Origin of the sequence: Geobacillus sp. YHL (assembly GCF_022341265.1) — a bacterium.
Classification (GTDB): domain Bacteria; phylum Bacillota; class Bacilli; order Bacillales; family Anoxybacillaceae; genus Geobacillus; species Geobacillus thermoleovorans.
Genome location: NZ_JAEIGB010000009.1, coordinates 109,379 through 125,899, shown reverse-complemented (window position 1 = coordinate 125,899; position 16,521 = coordinate 109,379). Strand labels below are relative to the sequence as shown.

The window sequence follows — 16,521 nt, the reverse complement described above, 5'->3', positions numbered from 1 at the left end:
CTCCGATTTGGTCCGCTCGACTTGCATGTATTAGGCACGCCGCCAGCGTTCGTCCTGAGCCAGGATCAAACTCTCCAAAAGAAAGTTGATTGGCTTTTGCTTTGGCCAATGCGGCCTCCGCTTTTCTATTGCGCTTCGTTTCGTTCAGTTTTCAAGGAACGAGACCTCTTCTTGAACTTGCTTCGTTGCAGTCTTGCGCCGAGGAATCCAACTCCTCTGGACTCCCTCAAACGCAAATGTGTTTTCCGCTTCCTAAAGCGGCCCTTACATCATAGCATTTTTATTGTTCGTTGTCAACAGCCTTTTATTCATACCGCTCCGCAACATTTTCCCGGCGCGACAGCGATTTAAAATATATCATCGTTCGACAAGGAAGTCAAGAGCTTTTTTCGGCCGGGTTGCCTCCTTCCTTCAATGATCTTGGCAACTGACATTTGTATAAACACAATGAAATTCCTAATAGCATCCATCCTCTCACCGGCTCCCTTCCATTTTTGGGGATCAGCAGAAGGGGACCGTCAAAATTCTTTTTTTTACAACGTGTAATACCGTTCGAGCATTGTATTTCCTTTTGTCGGCATTTCCACGACGGTTAGCACTTTCCTTTCGACAAGATACTCAAGCATGATAACAAGATCAACCGAGTAAGGCGCAAACTGCGGATGACCGGTCATTTCCTCAATGCTCCAAGCACCATTTTTTTCTTTCAGCGCTTCGCATAAATGAGAGGAACCTGATTCTACGTAAGAATGAATCAAAAATTCACTGGCCAGCAACAAAAGTTCCAGCCGTTTCGGAAGCGGTTCTTCACTTCCAACGAGTTCTTCATACAGTTTATAAATCCTTCCATCCATTCGCTTGACTTGATTCCATACGGTCACTTCCGGGTAAAGTCCGTGCTCGATCACGGTCAATCGCGCCAAATGATGGAGGGCTTGCACCATATGGTTGTATGAGTCGAGCCAATGCTTGGCGGCAAACAGCGCCTTGCCATCTGTATAATGGCGGATCAGTTTGGCAAACTCGAGTCCCATTTTCAATCGCCGTTCTTTAGGCGGGAATTGCTCAAGGCGCTGGCGCAACTGCTGAACATAGCCGTTTCGGTCAAACACGACCGTTCCGTTGAACACCCAGTCGACCGCCTTTCGATGTGACCCGAGAACAAGCCATTCATTTAACTGCCGTTCACTGACTGCATAAAGCACCGCCTTTTTCTCGTTTAGTGAATACTGTCTGAGAAGCATAGGCTCGCTTTGCGGGTCGACAATGACGAGCAGCACGACATCAAACGTATCCGTTGTTGCTGCATGGCAAGCCGTTTTTTCAATCATTAAAATTCCGTGCGTGTTGCAGCGGTTTGCCCATTCGTGACAGATGGGATGCAGCAATTCTTTCATACCTCGCGTCCGTTGCAGAAAGCCGGCCGCGATATCCGGGCGGACAAATCCCTCAGATATCCCAACATATCGATTGACAGACAACCATACGTTCCTATTTTGAGCCGGCTGTTTTTTCTGCAACGTTTTTTCCTCCCTTCCACCATCATCAATCATCACATTGCGTTTGTGCAGATGTTCAAACAATGCTGTCAACGCCTGTTTCATTTCAGAAAGACCAGAATGCTTGCATCCATGAAGCTGTCGTTTGTTGCCGTCATTCGTTATTCGACAAAAAAAGAGGAATTCCTTTCTTTAAAACGTCGATTTTGTTGATTTCTTCTTCGCGATGGGACCCCGTTTTATGGTATAGTGGTCTATGTAGGAGGGACTGTGATGAGCATCAAATATTCGAGCAAAATCAACAAAATTCGCACTTTCGCCTTAAGCTTGATTTTTATCGGTGTCATTGTCATGTATCTTGGGCTGTTTTTTCGTACGTCCCCGGTCATCATGACGTTGTTTATGTTGTTTGGGATGTTGTTTCTTGTCGCCAGTGGCATTGTATATTTTTGGATCGGCACACTCTCGACGAGAGCCGTCCAAGTTGTTTGCCCGTCGTGCGGCAAAGTGACAAAAATGCTCGGACGCGTCGATTTATGCATGTTTTGCCGTGAACCGTTGACGTTAGACCGCGAACTGGAAGGAAAAGAGTTTGACGAAAAGTACAACAAAAAAAGAAAAAGCTGATAGCCGCCTTGTGCTATCAGCTTTTTAATGCGAATGCGCCGGCGCCCCGCTTTTTTGACAGTCAGGGCAGACTCCGTACACTTCCATGCGATGATGGTCGACCTTAAAGCCGGTGACGTGAGCGGCAAGCTGCTCGACTTCATCAAGCGCTGGATAGTGGAAATCGACAATTTTGCCGCACTCTTCACAGATGACGTGATAATGATTGGAAGTGACGAAGTCAAACCGGCTTGACGAATCGCCGTACGTCAGCTCTTTGACAAGCCCGATTTCCTTAAAGACGCGCAAGTTATTGTAGACGGTAGCTACACTCATGTTTGGGAATTTCCCTTCCAGCGCTTTGTATATTTCATCAGCCGTCGGATGGGACATCGAGCTGATCAAATACTCCAATATCGCATGACGCTGCGGCGTGATGCGTATGCCAGTCTTTTTCAGCATGTCAAGCGCTTCCTTCAGTTGCTCGTTGTCAGACACCGTCATGCACCTCACTCTCTGTGCAAAGGTGAAAAAAATTATCACTTTATAATATTTATAATTAGTCTACAAAGAATACATGCCATTTGTCAATATAGATGCCATTAATATATGGGCTCAGACGCCATTTTAACAAAAAAAGGAGGCGGAAATTGTTTCCGCCTCTTATGTCATTCATTTGAGGAGGTTACTATGTATCATACGCCAAACGATGTACATTGTCTGGACGCTTACCTAGATGACGCTAGTCGGGCGACTTCCGCAAGCGCCTCATCGACATGCCCCTTCACTTTCACCCCGCGCCATTCTTGGACCAACGTTCCGTCGGGGGCGATAATGAATGTCGAGCGATCAATGCCCATATATTCCTTGCCGAAATTTTTCTTTTTCTTCCATACCCCATACAGCTCGGCCACTTCATGCCGCTCATCAGAAAGAAGCAAAAATGGCAACTCATATTTTTCGATAAACGCCTCATGCCGATTCATCGGGTCGGTGCTCACTCCTAAAATGACGGCGTTCAACTCAGCGAACTGCGCATGGCGATCGCGAAAGTCGCACGCTTCGGCTGTGCACCCCGGGGTCATGTCTTTTGGATAAAAGTAAAGCACCACATACCGGCCGCGAAAATCAGACAGCGAAACCATTTTCCCATTGCTTGCCGGCAAGGTGAAATCTGGAGCTGGCTGGCCAATGGCAATCGTCATGTCGTTCCCCCCGTCTTCTTCGTTTTCTTTTAGCGTAGCGAAGACGAAGGGAAATTGCAACTCATATCAGCGATGATCCCAGTCAAACACGGTGCGCGTCACGATGACAGCGGGCATAATGTAGCCGAGCAGCGCTTCGGCAATGGCGATCCACCGCCCGACGCCGATCGGAGTGACATCACCGTATCCGACCGACAAAAGCGTCATACCGCTTAAATACAAGCTGTCTTCAAGCAGCGACAAACGATCTTTCGATGCGCTATTTGGGGATGGGGTAAACACAGCATGGCCGTTTACTTGCAAAATCATATAAATCATGGCAAAACCGAGCAACATCGTTAAATACCATTGGACGAGAACCCATAAGCTATCGAGTGACAGGCGATGCGTCGCTTGCACGCGCACTGTCCAAAGCGAGGTGATGCTGCCGAGCAGTACGGCGGCAACAATGCCAAGGAAGGCGTAATCCATCACGTTCCCCCCATTTTTGTCCGTCGTTCATATATACGCGGACAACCGGGCGATTATACCGCATGACCCTCCGCACCCTGCTTGAATCGGCAGCACTCCTGTATTCCACCGGATCGCCCGACCCATTTGACAAGCCAGCGTCCCGTCAGATGAAGCCAATCGTTGCGCTTTACTGAGCAAAATAGCGCGCCAATACACCTTTTAACGTCGCAGCACTACGGTGGAACCATTTTTTCTCCTCCTCGTCAAGTTCAATTTCAATCACTTCGCGGATGCCATTTCGGTTGATCACAGCAGGCACACCGATGTAGACATCGCGTTCGCCGTATGGGCCGTCCAAGTAAGCGGAAACGGTCAAAATGGCATTTTCATGATGCAAAATGGCGCGCGTCACGCGGGCAAGCCCCATAGCAATCCCGTAGTACGTCGCTCCTTTTTTCTCAATAATTTGGTAGGCGGCATCGCGCACATTGACAAAAATGCGCTCGAGCTCTTTTTGCGCTTCTTCCCCTTTGGACTCGACCAGCTTGCGGATCGGCACGCCGCCGATATCAGCCTGGCTCCAGACCGGGAGTTCAGTGTCGCCATGTTCGCCGATAATATAGGCGTGCACGTTCGTCGGGGCGACGGCGAAATAGTCGCCCAACAAGAAGCGGAACCGCGCCGTGTCCAAAATCGTGCCCGATCCGATTACTCGCTCTTGCGGCAGGCCGCTGAATTTCCACGTCGCGTACGTTAAAATGTCGACCGGATTGGTGGCGACGAGAAACAGTCCTTGAAATCCGGATGCCATGACCGACTCAACGATCGAGCGGAAAATGGCAATGTTTTTGTCCACAAGATCAAGCCGCGTCTCGCCCGGTTTTTGGTTGGCGCCGGCGCAAATGACAACCAAATCGGCATCGCGGCAATCATCGTAATCGCCGTGCCAAATGTCAGCCGGCTTCGGCGCAAATACTTTCCCATGGTTGAAGTCCATCGCATCGCCCTCAGCCTTGTTTTCATTTGCATCGATGAGCACGATCTCATCGGCAATCCCTTGATTCATTAAGGCAAACGCATAACTGGCGCCGACAAACCCGGTGCCGACGACCGCTACCCGATTTCCTCTCCCGTTTTTCATCACTATTCACCTCTTCTTCCTTTTTGTGAATATATTCACATTTTATTTTACGCCACAACATGCTAACGATACAGACAAGGTTGTGTCGATTGCTTGACCATTGTTTGTCATTTTGATGGCAAATGAACAAAAACGGGCGGGGCGCCTAGCTCCCCGTCCCGCGATATCGTCTCACCCCGGCGTTCCAAAGCATGACCGAAACGGTGAAGCAAACCATGCCGACCACTGGGGTGAAAAAGGCATAACTGTACCATTCCTTTTTATCAAGAAAATAAGCAGCTGGATAAACGCCGACAAAGGCAAACGGCAGCACCCACGTTAAAATATAGCGGATGACGCGATGATAAATATCGATCGGGTAGCGGCCATAGCTGCTGATGTTGTACATCATCGGCATGATGGATGTGCGGGCGTCGGCAAAAAAACTGATCGTCGCCAGTGAAATGAAAATGCCGGCATAAATCAATGCACCGCCAATGACAAACAAAATAAACACGAAGACATCATACCAATGAAATGAAAGAGACAAGCGGCTGCCGGCATACAGCATAATGATCAGCCCGGGCACAGCGCCAAGCAACGATTCGAGCTCCATCCGCTCCAAAACAATTTGAAACAGGCTGTTTAGCGGGCGCGTCAACACGCGATCCATTTCCCCCTGCACAATATATCGTTCATTAAAATCCCAAAGGTTAAAAAAGGCGCCAAATACGGCATATGGAACAAGAAAAAAACCGTAAATAAACAAAATCTCATCGCGCGACCAGCCGTGAAGCAGCGTCGTATGGCCGAACACAACCAGCAAAAATACCAAGTTGACCGCCTGAGCCATAAAGTCAGACAGCCACTCCACGAACAAATCGGCTCGATATTGCAGCTTTGTCTTCATATATTGCGCCATGTATTGAAAAAAAACCGATACGTAAAACAACGTTTACCCCCCTTGCACAACAAGACGCTTTTTCGCCGCTCTCCATAACCATCCAATCGGAAAAAGCAATACGATGCACCACGTTGCCTGCAGAAGCAGGCCATCACGGACAGCAGCACCTTTAAAACTTTCTGTCATGATCATGCTTGGGATGTAGCTGATGGCTTGAAACGGGAAATACATCATCGCCCGTTGCGCCCAATCAGGATAAAAGGAAAGCGGCAAAATGAGCCCAGAAAACAAGTCGATGATAAACCGCTTCGCCCTAAGCAACCCTTCATTTCGGAACGTAAAGAACGTCACAACCCCCGCAAGCAAGTTCAGCTCCGAAAAAATGATAAAGCTGAATAGAAGCGACAAGCCGAAAGACAGCCACGTTTTGGCGTGTCCCGGAAACTGAAGCGGCAAAAAAAGCGATACGACCAAAAGCCCAGGCAGCGATAAAAAGAAAAGGCGAAACAGCCCTTCGCCAAGCCCTTGCACAGCTTTCATCCCTAAATAGCTGTACGGGCGGATCAGTTCAATCGCTACTTTTCCATCGCGGATTTCCATGGCGATTTCACGGTCAAGGTTGTTAAAATAAAACGCCCGCGCCAGCCAGGAAATGGCGACATACGTCGTCATTTGCCCAAGCGACATCCCTTGCATCGATGATTTGCCGCCATAAATAGCCGACCAAAGGAAGTAATACGCTGCGATGTTAATGGCGTAAATCAAAATGCCAGTGTAATAGTTTGTCCGGTAGGCGAGCATCATTAAAAAGCGGATGCGGACCATTTCGACATACTTACCCATGAACCGCACCTTCCTCATAAATATTGCGGATGATCTCCTCCGTCGGCACTTCGTGAATATGGATGTCATTTAACGCACAACGGGCAGCGACGCGACTGACAACTTCCGGCACGCCTCCTGATGGAACGTGCGAGACCCAAACGTTTGGCTGTTCACCTTTTTTCCAAACAACATCCAACCCTTCAGTCAACTGCTGCAAAAAAGCGGCCGTCACCGCTTCGGCAAACGTAAAGGCGACCCGTTTTCCTTGGCCCCATCTTTCTTTCAGGCGCTCAAGCGACCCGTCGTAAATGATTTTCCCTTCATCGAGCATAATGACCCGCTCGCAAAGCGCTTCAATGTCTGACATATCGTGCGTCGTCAGCAGGATCGTCGTGCCATACCGTTCATTCAATTGCTTTAAAAACTGGCGGATGTTGAGTTTGACAAGCACATCAAGGCCGATCGTCGGTTCATCCAAAAACAACAGCGGCGGGTTGTGAATGAGCGCGGCGGCAAGCTCACAGCGCATCCGCTGGCCAAGCGACAGCTTGCGCACCGGCTTATCAAGCAGCGGGCCGATCTCAAGCATGTCAATCACCTCGGCCATATGGCGGCGATATTGCTCGTCCGAGACGCGGTACACTTTTTTCAACAGCCGGAACGACTCTTGAACAGCGATGTCCCACCATAATTGCGAACGCTGGCCGAACACGACACCGATCGTGCGCACGAATTTTTCCCGCTCTTTATGGGGATTCATCCCGTTGACGACAATGCGCCCAGACGTTGGCGTTAAAATGCCGGTCAACATTTTGATCGTCGTGGATTTGCCGGCGCCGTTTTCGCCGATATAGCCGACGATTTCCCCTTGCTTAACAGCAAACGAAATGTCATCAACCGCTCGAACGAGCGTATAACGGCGCGTCCATAAATCGCGAAACGCTCCGACAAGGCCGGAGCGGCTTTTGTGCACTTTAAATTCTTTGCGCAAATGTTCTACTTCAATCGCGTTCATCGTTCTCCTCCTGACCTCTCCTTGGCGTCAAAGGAAAAAGGCGGCTTGCGCCCTTCTCCTATGTTGCATTATACATGAATCGCCGCCATTTTCATCTTTTTTGTTTTCCAGTCTGTTGACGCCATTGCGTTAGGCGCCGCCTCCGATTTGGAAAGAACGGCAAAATGCTTTTATCCTAAATCAATGCCCACTCGCCGATCGACCGTCGGCAACAGTTGGATGTCAGTTCCGCCCATACGGAAACAAACGATTTCCTGTCGGATTTTTTCGAATCGGCACGTCAATGATGGGAGAAACCGATCCGTCTCCCGCTTTACACCTATAGCATTGAAGTTTGAGTCTTCTCGGTTTACTATATAAAGAGGCAGTCAGCGGAAACAGGAGGATCAAACAATGCAGTGGACCAAATCAGAACAATTATATGAAGAAGCGCTCCAGCACATTGTTGGTGGAGTGAACAGCCCGTCCCGCTCATACAAAGCGATCGGCGGCGGTGCGCCAGTCGTGATGGAGCGGGCGCAAGGAGCCTACTTTTGGGATGTGGATGGAAACAAGTACATCGACTACTTGGCCGCCTACGGACCGATCATCGCCGGGCACGCCCATCCACACATCGCGGAAGCCATCCGCCGCGCCGCCGAGACCGGTGTGTTGTACGGCACGCCAACGCCGCATGAGATCACGTTTGCCAAAATGTTAAAAGAGGCGATCCCGTCGCTCGAGAAAGTGCGGTTTGTCAACTCGGGAACAGAGGCGGTGATGACCACGATCCGCGTCGCCCGCGCCTACACCGGACGAAGCAAAATCGTCAAATTCGAAGGCTGCTACCATGGCCATTCGGACCTTGTGCTCGTCGCCGCCGGCTCGGGGCCATCGACGTTGGGGACGCCGGACTCAGCCGGCGTGCCGCCGAGCATCGCCCAAGAAGTCATTACCGTGCCATACAACGATGTCGAATCGTTCCGCGAAGCGATGAACGTTTGGGGCGAGCAAGTCGCAGCGGTCCTCGTCGAGCCGATCGTCGGCAACTTCGGCATCGTCCTGCCAAAACCGGGCTTTTTAGAAGCGATCAATGAGATTGCCCACAAGGAAGGGGCGCTCGTCATTTACGACGAAGTGATCACCGCCTTCCGCTTTATGTACGGCGGAGCGCAAAACTTGCTCGGTGTGGAGCCCGACTTGACGGCGATGGGGAAAATCATCGGCGGAGGCTTGCCGATCGGGGCGTACGGTGGACGCCAAGACATTATGGAACAAGTCGCTCCGCTCGGACCAGCGTACCAGGCCGGGACGATGGCCGGCAACCCGGCGTCGATGCTCGCTGGCATCGCCTGCCTTGAAGTGTTGAAACAAGAGGGTGTCTATGAGCATCTCGACCGATTGGGAGCAATGCTGGAAGAAGGCATCCTGGCCCATGCTCGCCAATGCGGCCTGCCGGTGACCGTCAACCGCTTAAAAGGCGCGCTCACCGTCTTCTTCACTGACGAAAAAGTGGAAAACTACAAGCAAGCCCAGCGCAGCGACGGCGAGTTGTTTGCGAAATTTTTCAAGCTCATGCTCAAACAAGGGATCAATCTCGCGCCGTCGAAATACGAAGCATGGTTTATCACCCTCGCCCATACGGAAGACGACATCGCCTACACGATCGACGCGGTCGGCAAGGCGTTCCGACAGCTTTGAACACCAGAAATTTCCCAACGCCCCGCCTTTACCAGCGGGGCGTTATATTTTTTCCTTGCGCACATAGGATGAAACTGTGTATAGTACTGAATGGTTCACCAAAACAAAAAGGAGAGTTTTGATCATAGATGAAACTCGGTGCCCGCATTTTTAAAACGGGGATCGCAGTGGCGCTCGCCTTGTTCTTAGCAGCGCTCTTCCAGCTTCCATCGCCGGCGTTCGCCGGCATTTCCGCTGTGTTCGCCATGCAGCCGACCATTTACCGCTCCTATTTATCGCTGATCGAGCAAGTGCAAGCGAATGTGATCGGCGCCTTGTTCGCGATCGCGGCGGTTTTCATCCTTGGGCGCGATCCGTTGGTCGTCGGTTTGACACTGATGATCGTCATCGCCATTTGTCTGAAAATGCGTCTTGAATCATCGACGATTTCCGTAGCGCTTGTCACAGTCATTGCCATTATGGAATATACAGACCGCCAATTTATCGAATTTGCGGCCATTCGCTTTTTAACGATGATGCTCGGCATTTTCGCCGCCTTTGTCGTCAACTTGATTTTCTTGCCGCCCAAGTACGAAAAAAAGGTATATGAAAAAATCAGCGAAGAAACAGAGGTCATTTTAAAATGGATCCGCCTGCATAAACAGCAGGCAGCCGACCATCACCATTTGAAGGAAGAAATTGAAGCACGACACGAAGAAATGACCAAACTCGAGCATCTATATTTTATGTACAAAGAAGAGCGCACGTATTTTCGGCGCCAACGCTTCCAAAAATCTCGCAAGCTCGTGTTGTACCGGCAAATGATAGCAGCGGCCGATCGGGCTTTATCTGTCTTAAAATGGCTGCACCGGCTCGAAAACGAGTTCAGCCGCTTGCCCGCCGAGCTTCGTCAAGCCGTTTGCCTGCACCTTGGCTGCTTGCTTGACTACCATGAGCAGCTGTTGCTGAAATTTATCCATAAGGCAAAGCCGCTCCCTCACAGCAGACGGGCCGAGGAAATTCATCATCAGCGCGAGCGGCTCACTTCCGCCTTTTATGCGGACGGCCAGCCGCCGGGCGATTATCGGTTGTTTTCTTTAATCGGAGCGATCATGGATTATGGGGATCGCCTCGAACATTTAGACAAGCTTATCGATAGTTTCCACCATTACCATTACGATGACACGCTGGAAAAAGAGCTGGAAAAGTCAGCAGGCGGCCGCTCGTAGCGGACCGCCTGCTTCAATTTTTCATCCGTGGGTCAAGCGCATCGCGCAGCCCGTCGCCCATTAAGTTAAAGCCAAGCACCGTCAGCATGATCGCCAATCCAGGGAAAATCATCGTCCACGGCGCCTGAGTCAAGAAATCTTTGGCGTCCGATAGCATTTTCCCCCACTCCGGATTGGGCGGCTGCGCCCCCAAGCCTAAAAAGCCAAGTGCGGCCGCTTCGATAATGGCGGTGGCGATCGCCAGTGTCCCTTGAACGATGATCGGCGCGAGGCTGTTGGGCAAAATATGATGGATTAAAATGCGCCAGTCGCTCATGCCGATCGCTTTCGCTGCCATAATGTATTCTTCTTGCTTAATGCTTAGCACGCGAGAACGGATGAGCCGCCCAAAGTTCGGTACATTAATGACAGCGATGGCGATGAGGGCGTTTTGCAAAGACGGCCCGAGCACAGCGACGATGCCGATCGCCAATAAAATGCTCGGAAACGCCAGCATAATGTCAAACAAACGCGAAATCACCCCATCAATCCAGCGCCCATAGTAGCCGGCGATAATGCCAAGCAGCGAACCAACCATGACCGAGCCGAGCACGGAAAAAAATCCGACCCACAGGGAAATGCGGGCTCCATATATCACGCGGGAAAAAATGTCGCGGCCAAAATCATCGGTGCCGAACCAATGCTCCCCAGAAGGCGGCTGCAACCGCTCGGCCAATTGCTGTTCCTTGTAATCATACGGCGCCAGCCACGGCGCCAAGATGGCGACAAGGATAAAAAACAAAACGATCCCAGCACCGACCAAGGCGATTTTATTTTTTCGAAACCGCCGCCATGCTTCTTTCCATAAAGAAACCGATTCCGTCTCCCTAATCGCCGCCGGCGGTGTTGCCGGCGTGCGCGCTAGTTCAGCCATAGGCGCCCTCCCTCCTTAATTGTACTTAATGCGCGGATCAATGATCGCATAAAGTAAATCAACGATCAAATTAATAAAAATAAAAATGGTGGCAATGATCAAAATGCCCGATTGGATCACCGGATAATCCCGATACCCGATTGCATCATAAATATAGCGTCCGATGCCGGGCCAGCTGAAAATCGTTTCCGTCAAAATCGCACCGCCAAGCAGCAGTCCTGTTTGCAGCCCAATGACCGTCAACACGGGAATAATGGCGTTTTTCAACGAATGTTTGTACACGACCCAAAACATGCTTAATCCTTTCGCACGAGCGGTGCGAATGTAGTCGGATTTCATCACTTCCAACATGCTCGAACGCGTCATGCGAGCAATAATCGCCATCGGGATCGTCGCCAGCGCCATGCTCGGCAAGACAAGATGCTGCACCACTTGCCAAAACTGATCGGTGTTCCCAGACAGAAGGGTATCGATCAGATAAAGATGAGTGATCGGCTCAACAGGGTTGCGTACGTCCTCGCGACCGGACGTCGGCAGCCAATCAAGTTCAATCGAAAACAGCCACTGCTCCATTAAGCCAAGCCAAAAGATCGGCATGGAAACACCAATCAATGCCAACACCATCGCAATATAATCAAACCATGAATTTTGAAACCAAGCGCTAATAATGCCGGCGTTCACGCCAATGATCACCGCAATCAGCATCGCCGCCAGCGACAGTTCGATCGTCGCCGCTAAATACGGCCAAATTTCTTCGGCGATGGGGGCGCCGGTGCGGATCGACTCGCCTAAGTCACCGTGCAGCAAGCCGCCGATGTATTTGACATACTGCACATACCATGGCTCATCTAACCCAAGCTTATGGGTCAAAGCCGCTACAGCCTCTTTCGTCGCTTTTTGCCCTAAAATGACTTGCGCCGGGTTGCCTGGAATGGCTCGGATCATAAAAAAGACGACAAGCGACATGCCAAACAACACCGGGATCACCATCAGCACCCTTCTCACAGCATACGACAGCACCTGACTCTCCCTCCCTTAACATGCGGCAAACAAAGAGGGGAAGATGCGCTCCTTCCCCTCTCTCAGTCGATTATTTAAACTCGACTTTCGTAAACTTATCCGAACCGGTCGGGTGCGGGTTAAAGCCTTGGATATTCGCCTTGCCGGCCAACAGCGGAGTTGAATGGACGAGCGGAATCCATGGCGCTTCTTCTTTAATGATCTCTTGCGCTTTTTTATACAGCTCGTTCCGTTTGTTTTCATCGCTCACCGTTTGCGCTTCGACCAAAATTTTATGCAGCTCATCATTCGAGAAATAGGTGTAGTTGTTGCTGCCAATGCTGTCTTTGTCAAGGAGCGCATACAAGAAGTTATCCGCGTCGCCGTTGTCGCCCGTCCAGCCGAGCAGGAAGGCGTCCGCTTCCCCTTTGGCGAGCTTGTCTAAATAGGTCGCCCATTCATACGTCACGATTTTCGCTTTCACGCCGATTTTGGCAAAATTCGCTTGAATGGCCTCAGCGATTTTTTGCCCGTCCGGCATATACGGACGCGGCACCGGCATCGCCCACAGTTCGATTTCAAAGCCATTCGGATAACCCGCTTTCGCCAGCAGCTCTTTCGCTTTATTCAAATCAAACGGATAGTCTTGAATCGCATCGTTGTATCCCGGGATGCTGGGCGGCATCGGGTTTTTCGCCGGTTCCGCCTGGCCGGCGTAAAACGCATCGATGATCGCTTTCTTATCAACCGCGTAGTTCAACGCTTGGCGAACCAACTTGTTTTTCAGCGGCCCTCTCGTCGCCGTCAGTCCGACATAGGCGACGTTCATCGACGGGCGCTTGAAAATTTGAAACTCTTTGTTTCCTTCCACTTGTTTTAAGTCCGTCGGATTCAAGTCTTCCATGATGTCGATTTCGCCTTTTAAGAGCGCATTGAGACGCGCCGAGTTGTCCGGAATGGACACGAAGATGAGCTGGTTCAGCTTTGGATAGCCTTTTTCCCAATAGTCCTTATTTTTTTCAAGTACGATCCGTTCGTTGCGCTTCCATTCTTTAAAAACGAACGGGCCGGTCCCGACTGGGTGTTCGCCAAACTTGTCGCCGTATTTTTTCACGGCTTCTGGGCTGGCGATGGCAAACGGCGTCATGGCGAGATTTTTCAAAAATGGAGCTTGCGGCCGTTTCAGCACAAATTGCACCGTGTACTTGTCGAGCGCCTTTACTTCTTTAATCACATGGCTGTCATCCTGCTTGTAACCGCCAAACATCGATCCGTAATACGGAAACTTGTCTGCATTGCCGTTCGCCCAACGCTCGAAGTTAAAGACCACTGCATCGGCGTTAAACTCTGTCCCGTCATGAAACTTGACACCTTGGCGCAATTTAAACGTATAGGTCAGTCCATCCTTCGAAATCGTCCATTCCGTCGCCAACGCCGGCTTGACGGACGTATCGTTGTCGTTGTAATCAAGGAGCGTATCAAAAATGTTTTTCGTTACTTTCAGCGACTCCCCATCCGTCACAGTCGCCGGGTCGAGCGACACCGAATCACCGCCGCGCCCGTACACCAGCGTATCCTGGGTCGACGGTTTGTCACTGCCACCCCCTGCGGTTTGCTTCGACTTGCCGCAGCCAGCTAAAACAAGCATGACTGCCAGCATCATGGCAAGCCACGTAAACCATGTTTTTTTCCTCATCGTGTTTCCCCCTTGTGTTTCATTTGTTTATCATCACGTTGCTCACCTGTTGGCTCGTATAAATGGCAAGCAACGTAATGTCCATTGGCCACTTCTCGCAATTCCGGGCGCCGCTGGCGGCAAATATCCATACAGGATGCGCAACGCGTATGGAACGCACACCCTTGCGGCGGATTCGCCGGGCTTGGCAAATCGCCGGAGAGCAACTGTCGTTCTGTTTTATGATCAGGATCTGGAATCGGCACAGCGGACAAAAGCGCCTGCGTATACGGATGCTTCGGCGATTCGTATAATGACTCGCTGGCCGCCAGCTCAACTATACGACCCAAATACATGACGCCAACCCGGTCGCTGATATGGCGAACGACCCCTAAATCATGGGCAATGAAAATATATGTAAGCCCAAACTGCTTTTGCAAATCTTCAAGCAAATTGAGAACTTGCGCTTGAATCGATACATCAAGCGCCGAAACCGGTTCATCGGCGATGATCAGCTTCGGATGAGTCATCAGCGCCCGCGCGATGCCGATGCGCTGACGCTGGCCGCCGCTGAACTGGTGGGGATAGCGTTTGGCATGATACGAACCGAGCCCGACCACCTCGAGCATCTCCCGCACTCGCCGCTTCCGTTCCTCTTTTGATCCAATGCCGTGGACGATAAGCGGCTCTTCCAAAATTTTTTCGACTGTATGGCGCGGGTTCAGCGAAGCGAACGGGTCTTGGAAAATCATCTGCATATCGCGCCGCAACCGACGCAGCTCCGCTTTTGATAAAGCGGTTACATTCTTCCCTTCAAATAGAATCGAACCGTCTGTCGGCTCAATGAGCCGCAGCAGCATTCGGCCCGTAGTCGACTTGCCGCAGCCCGACTCGCCGACAATGCCAAGCGTCTCACCGCGGTACACGGTGAATGTCACATCATCGACCGCTTTGACCGTCCCAATTTGTTTGCCAAAAACGCCCCCGGTAATGGGAAAGTATTTTTTAAGCCCTTTCGCTTCGAGCAGCGGCTCGCTCATCAACCAGCCCCTCCTTCTCTAACGCCAAAAAACAGCGGGCGCGATGGCCTTGTTCACTCGTTTCGTACAATAGCGGATCTTCGTGGCGGCAGCGGTCAACGACCCATTCGCACCGAGCGGCAAACCGACAGCCGCAGCGGACCGTTCCGGGTTTTGGCACTTGGCCGGGAATGGAATACAGCCGCTCCTTTTTGCCGCGGATATCCGGGATCGAGCGAATCAGGCCGGCGGTGTACGGATGCTTCGGATTGCGGAAAATGTCCCGAACGCTTCCTTCTTCCACGATTTGGCCAGCGTACATGACAATGACGCGATCGCATAGTTCAGCGACAACTCCTAAATCATGGGTGATCATCATCACTGCCGTGCCGAACGTCTGGTTCAATTCTTTCATCAGCGCTAAAATTTGCGCCTGAATGGTCACATCAAGCGCCGTCGTCGGCTCGTCCGCGATCAAGAGCGCCGGACGGCACACCATCGCCATCGCAATCATCACGCGCTGGCGCATGCCGCCAGACAACTGATGCGGATATTCGTCCAACATTTGCTCAGCGCGCGGCAGCCCGACAAGCTTGAGCATCTCCACCGCCCGCGCTCGCGCTTCTTTTTTCCCTATTTTTGTATGTAAACGAATAGCCTCGACTAATTGGTTTCCAATGGTAAACAATGGATTTAAGGAAGTCATCGGCTCTTGAAAAATCATCGCGATCTCGTTGCCGCGAATTTGCTTCATCCGCCGCTCCGAGGCTTCGATCAAGTTCTCGCCTTTAAACCAAATCTCACCGCCAACCACCTTGCCGATTCCTTTTGGCAACAACCCCATAATAGACAATGACGTCACACTTTTCCCACACCCGGACTCCCCGACAATGCCAAGCACTTCGCCTTCACGAATGGAAAAATCTACACCATCGACCGCCGGGATCTCCCCATCATCCGTAAAGAAAGACGTCCGAAGCCCACGAACTTCCAATAAAATCTTTTCCCCCATCACGCTCCCCTTCTCTCATTCGATTTTGATGAAACTTTTGCTCTCTGAATAAAATTATGCCATGTATTGTTTTCTAACACAATATAATATTATAAAAAATTAAAATTATCGAAAAAGGAAAAGTAATAAAATAACGAGGGGATGAAACAATCCCTCGTTGACCTTATTTGTTGTAAAGATGCACGCACCTTGAACGACCATTTTCACGCCGGACAGATTGCAAAAATAGCGCATGGAGATTTTTTATCATAATTTCTAACGTCTCATTCCATTTTTGCCTCCAAATCAACTGATCACTCCTGCTTGACCGTCGCCATTCCTCATGCATGCGGGAAAAAGCAGAAAAACTGCCGACTTGCGAACAGGATTTTTCATGTCGCTATTTCTC

The 16,521-nt window shown here is 50.7% G+C and carries 16 protein-coding genes and 1 rRNA gene; 3 read left to right on the top strand and 14 right to left on the bottom strand.

The window, feature by feature from the left end:
* Positions 1 to 81 (bottom strand): 16S ribosomal RNA (locus JCR24_RS10375); the annotation flags it as partial.
* 452 nt (positions 82 to 533) lie between these two features.
* Complete coding sequence (locus JCR24_RS10370) at positions 534 to 1,397, bottom strand: nucleotidyltransferase-like protein (protein WP_025039077.1); 864 nt, start codon at positions 1,395 to 1,397, stop codon at positions 534 to 536.
* Between the two features lie 375 nt (positions 1,398 to 1,772).
* Between JCR24_RS10370 and JCR24_RS10365 the strand changes: the two genes are divergently transcribed.
* Complete coding sequence (locus JCR24_RS10365) at positions 1,773 to 2,126, top strand: YgzB family protein (RefSeq protein ID WP_011229983.1); 354 nt, start codon at positions 1,773 to 1,775, stop codon at positions 2,124 to 2,126.
* 24 nt (positions 2,127 to 2,150) lie between these two features.
* Here JCR24_RS10365 and perR read toward each other — a convergent pair whose 3' ends face one another.
* The 7 genes from perR to JCR24_RS10330 all read right to left on the bottom strand — a co-directional run bounded on the left by perR (position 2,151) and on the right by JCR24_RS10330 (position 7,627).
* Positions 2,151 to 2,609, bottom strand: a complete 459-nt coding sequence (gene perR / locus JCR24_RS10360) for a peroxide-responsive transcriptional repressor PerR (protein ID WP_020279379.1) — start codon at positions 2,607 to 2,609, stop codon at positions 2,151 to 2,153.
* A 224-nt stretch (positions 2,610 to 2,833) separates the two neighbouring features.
* The gene (gene bcp, locus JCR24_RS10355; RefSeq protein ID WP_011229981.1) at positions 2,834 to 3,310 is read right to left on the bottom strand and encodes a thioredoxin-dependent thiol peroxidase; all 477 of its coding nucleotides are present in this window, start codon (positions 3,308 to 3,310) and stop codon (positions 2,834 to 2,836) included.
* Positions 3,311 to 3,376: 66 nt separating this feature from the next.
* Positions 3,377 to 3,781 carry a potassium channel family protein gene (locus JCR24_RS10350; protein ID WP_011229980.1) on the bottom strand — a complete coding sequence of 135 codons (405 nt, stop codon included), beginning with the start codon at positions 3,779 to 3,781 and terminating at the stop codon, positions 3,377 to 3,379.
* A gap of 169 nt (positions 3,782 to 3,950) precedes the next feature.
* Positions 3,951 to 4,904 carry an L-lactate dehydrogenase gene (locus tag JCR24_RS10345; protein WP_011229979.1) on the bottom strand — a complete coding sequence of 318 codons (954 nt, stop codon included), beginning with the start codon at positions 4,902 to 4,904 and terminating at the stop codon, positions 3,951 to 3,953.
* A gap of 145 nt (positions 4,905 to 5,049) precedes the next feature.
* The gene (locus JCR24_RS10340; RefSeq protein ID WP_011229978.1) at positions 5,050 to 5,835 is read right to left on the bottom strand and encodes an ABC transporter permease; all 786 of its coding nucleotides are present in this window, start codon (positions 5,833 to 5,835) and stop codon (positions 5,050 to 5,052) included.
* A gap of 3 nt (positions 5,836 to 5,838) precedes the next feature.
* Complete coding sequence (locus tag JCR24_RS10335) at positions 5,839 to 6,630, bottom strand: ABC transporter permease (RefSeq protein ID WP_011229977.1); 792 nt, start codon at positions 6,628 to 6,630, stop codon at positions 5,839 to 5,841.
* Positions 6,623 to 7,627: an ABC transporter ATP-binding protein gene (locus JCR24_RS10330; RefSeq protein ID WP_011229976.1), complete on the bottom strand. Its 1,005-nt coding sequence runs from the start codon at positions 7,625 to 7,627 to the stop codon at positions 6,623 to 6,625. The genes JCR24_RS10335 and JCR24_RS10330 overlap by 8 nt, the downstream gene beginning before the upstream one ends.
* 393 nt (positions 7,628 to 8,020) lie before the next feature.
* Between JCR24_RS10330 and JCR24_RS10325 the strand changes: the two genes are divergently transcribed.
* The gene (locus tag JCR24_RS10325; protein WP_238980573.1) at positions 8,021 to 9,307 is read left to right on the top strand and encodes a glutamate-1-semialdehyde 2,1-aminomutase; all 1,287 of its coding nucleotides are present in this window, start codon (positions 8,021 to 8,023) and stop codon (positions 9,305 to 9,307) included.
* A gap of 128 nt (positions 9,308 to 9,435) precedes the next feature.
* Positions 9,436 to 10,515 (top strand): FUSC family protein, encoded by a 1,080-nt coding sequence (locus tag JCR24_RS10320; RefSeq protein ID WP_238980572.1) that lies wholly within the window; start codon positions 9,436 to 9,438, stop codon positions 10,513 to 10,515.
* A gap of 13 nt (positions 10,516 to 10,528) precedes the next feature.
* On the opposite strand, the gene nikC is transcribed toward JCR24_RS10320, so the two are convergent.
* From nikC to JCR24_RS10295, 5 genes are all read right to left on the bottom strand, one after another.
* Positions 10,529 to 11,428 carry a nickel transporter permease gene (gene nikC, locus JCR24_RS10315; RefSeq protein WP_238980571.1) on the bottom strand — a complete coding sequence of 300 codons (900 nt, stop codon included), beginning with the start codon at positions 11,426 to 11,428 and terminating at the stop codon, positions 10,529 to 10,531.
* Positions 11,429 to 11,443: 15 nt separating this feature from the next.
* Positions 11,444 to 12,448 (bottom strand): ABC transporter permease, encoded by a 1,005-nt coding sequence (locus tag JCR24_RS10310; RefSeq protein WP_238980570.1) that lies wholly within the window; start codon positions 12,446 to 12,448, stop codon positions 11,444 to 11,446.
* A gap of 70 nt (positions 12,449 to 12,518) precedes the next feature.
* A complete protein-coding gene (locus JCR24_RS10305; RefSeq protein WP_013146308.1) occupies positions 12,519 to 14,123 on the bottom strand; it encodes an ABC transporter substrate-binding protein in 1,605 nt (534 codons plus the stop codon).
* Positions 14,120 to 15,142: an ABC transporter ATP-binding protein gene (locus JCR24_RS10300; RefSeq protein ID WP_020279375.1), complete on the bottom strand. Its 1,023-nt coding sequence runs from the start codon at positions 15,140 to 15,142 to the stop codon at positions 14,120 to 14,122. Before JCR24_RS10300 ends, JCR24_RS10305 begins: the two co-directional genes overlap by 4 nt.
* Entirely contained in the window at positions 15,108 to 16,133 is a 1,026-nt protein-coding gene (locus tag JCR24_RS10295) for an ABC transporter ATP-binding protein (RefSeq protein ID WP_013146309.1), read from the bottom strand. The genes JCR24_RS10300 and JCR24_RS10295 overlap by 35 nt, the downstream gene beginning before the upstream one ends.
* Between the last annotated feature and the right edge of the window lie 388 nt (positions 16,134 to 16,521).

Bases quoted from the DNA above. Each gene is read 5' to 3' on its own strand.
- JCR24_RS10300 (WP_020279375.1), bottom strand. From the start codon at position 15,142: ATGAGCGAGCCGCTGCTCGAAGCGAAAGGGCTTAAAAAATACTTTCCC.
- JCR24_RS10320 (WP_238980572.1), top strand. From the start codon at position 9,436: ATGAAACTCGGTGCCCGCATTTTTAAAACGGGGATCGCAGTGGCGCTC.
- perR (WP_020279379.1), bottom strand. From the start codon at position 2,609: ATGACGGTGTCTGACAACGAGCAACTGAAGGAAGCGCTTGACATGCTG.
- JCR24_RS10330 (WP_011229976.1), bottom strand. From the start codon at position 7,627: ATGAACGCGATTGAAGTAGAACATTTGCGCAAAGAATTTAAAGTGCAC.
- JCR24_RS10370 (WP_025039077.1), bottom strand. From the start codon at position 1,397: ATGAAAGAATTGCTGCATCCCATCTGTCACGAATGGGCAAACCGCTGC.
- JCR24_RS10295 (WP_013146309.1), bottom strand. From the start codon at position 16,133: ATGGGGGAAAAGATTTTATTGGAAGTTCGTGGGCTTCGGACGTCTTTC.
- nikC (WP_238980571.1), bottom strand. From the start codon at position 11,428: ATGGCTGAACTAGCGCGCACGCCGGCAACACCGCCGGCGGCGATTAGG.
- JCR24_RS10350 (WP_011229980.1), bottom strand. From the start codon at position 3,781: ATGGATTACGCCTTCCTTGGCATTGTTGCCGCCGTACTGCTCGGCAGC.
- JCR24_RS10345 (WP_011229979.1), bottom strand. From the start codon at position 4,904: ATGAAAAACGGGAGAGGAAATCGGGTAGCGGTCGTCGGCACCGGGTTT.
- bcp (WP_011229981.1), bottom strand. From the start codon at position 3,310: ATGACGATTGCCATTGGCCAGCCAGCTCCAGATTTCACCTTGCCGGCA.
- JCR24_RS10365 (WP_011229983.1), top strand. From the start codon at position 1,773: ATGAGCATCAAATATTCGAGCAAAATCAACAAAATTCGCACTTTCGCC.
- JCR24_RS10325 (WP_238980573.1), top strand. From the start codon at position 8,021: ATGCAGTGGACCAAATCAGAACAATTATATGAAGAAGCGCTCCAGCAC.
- JCR24_RS10305 (WP_013146308.1), bottom strand. From the start codon at position 14,123: ATGAGGAAAAAAACATGGTTTACGTGGCTTGCCATGATGCTGGCAGTC.
- JCR24_RS10335 (WP_011229977.1), bottom strand. From the start codon at position 6,630: ATGGGTAAGTATGTCGAAATGGTCCGCATCCGCTTTTTAATGATGCTC.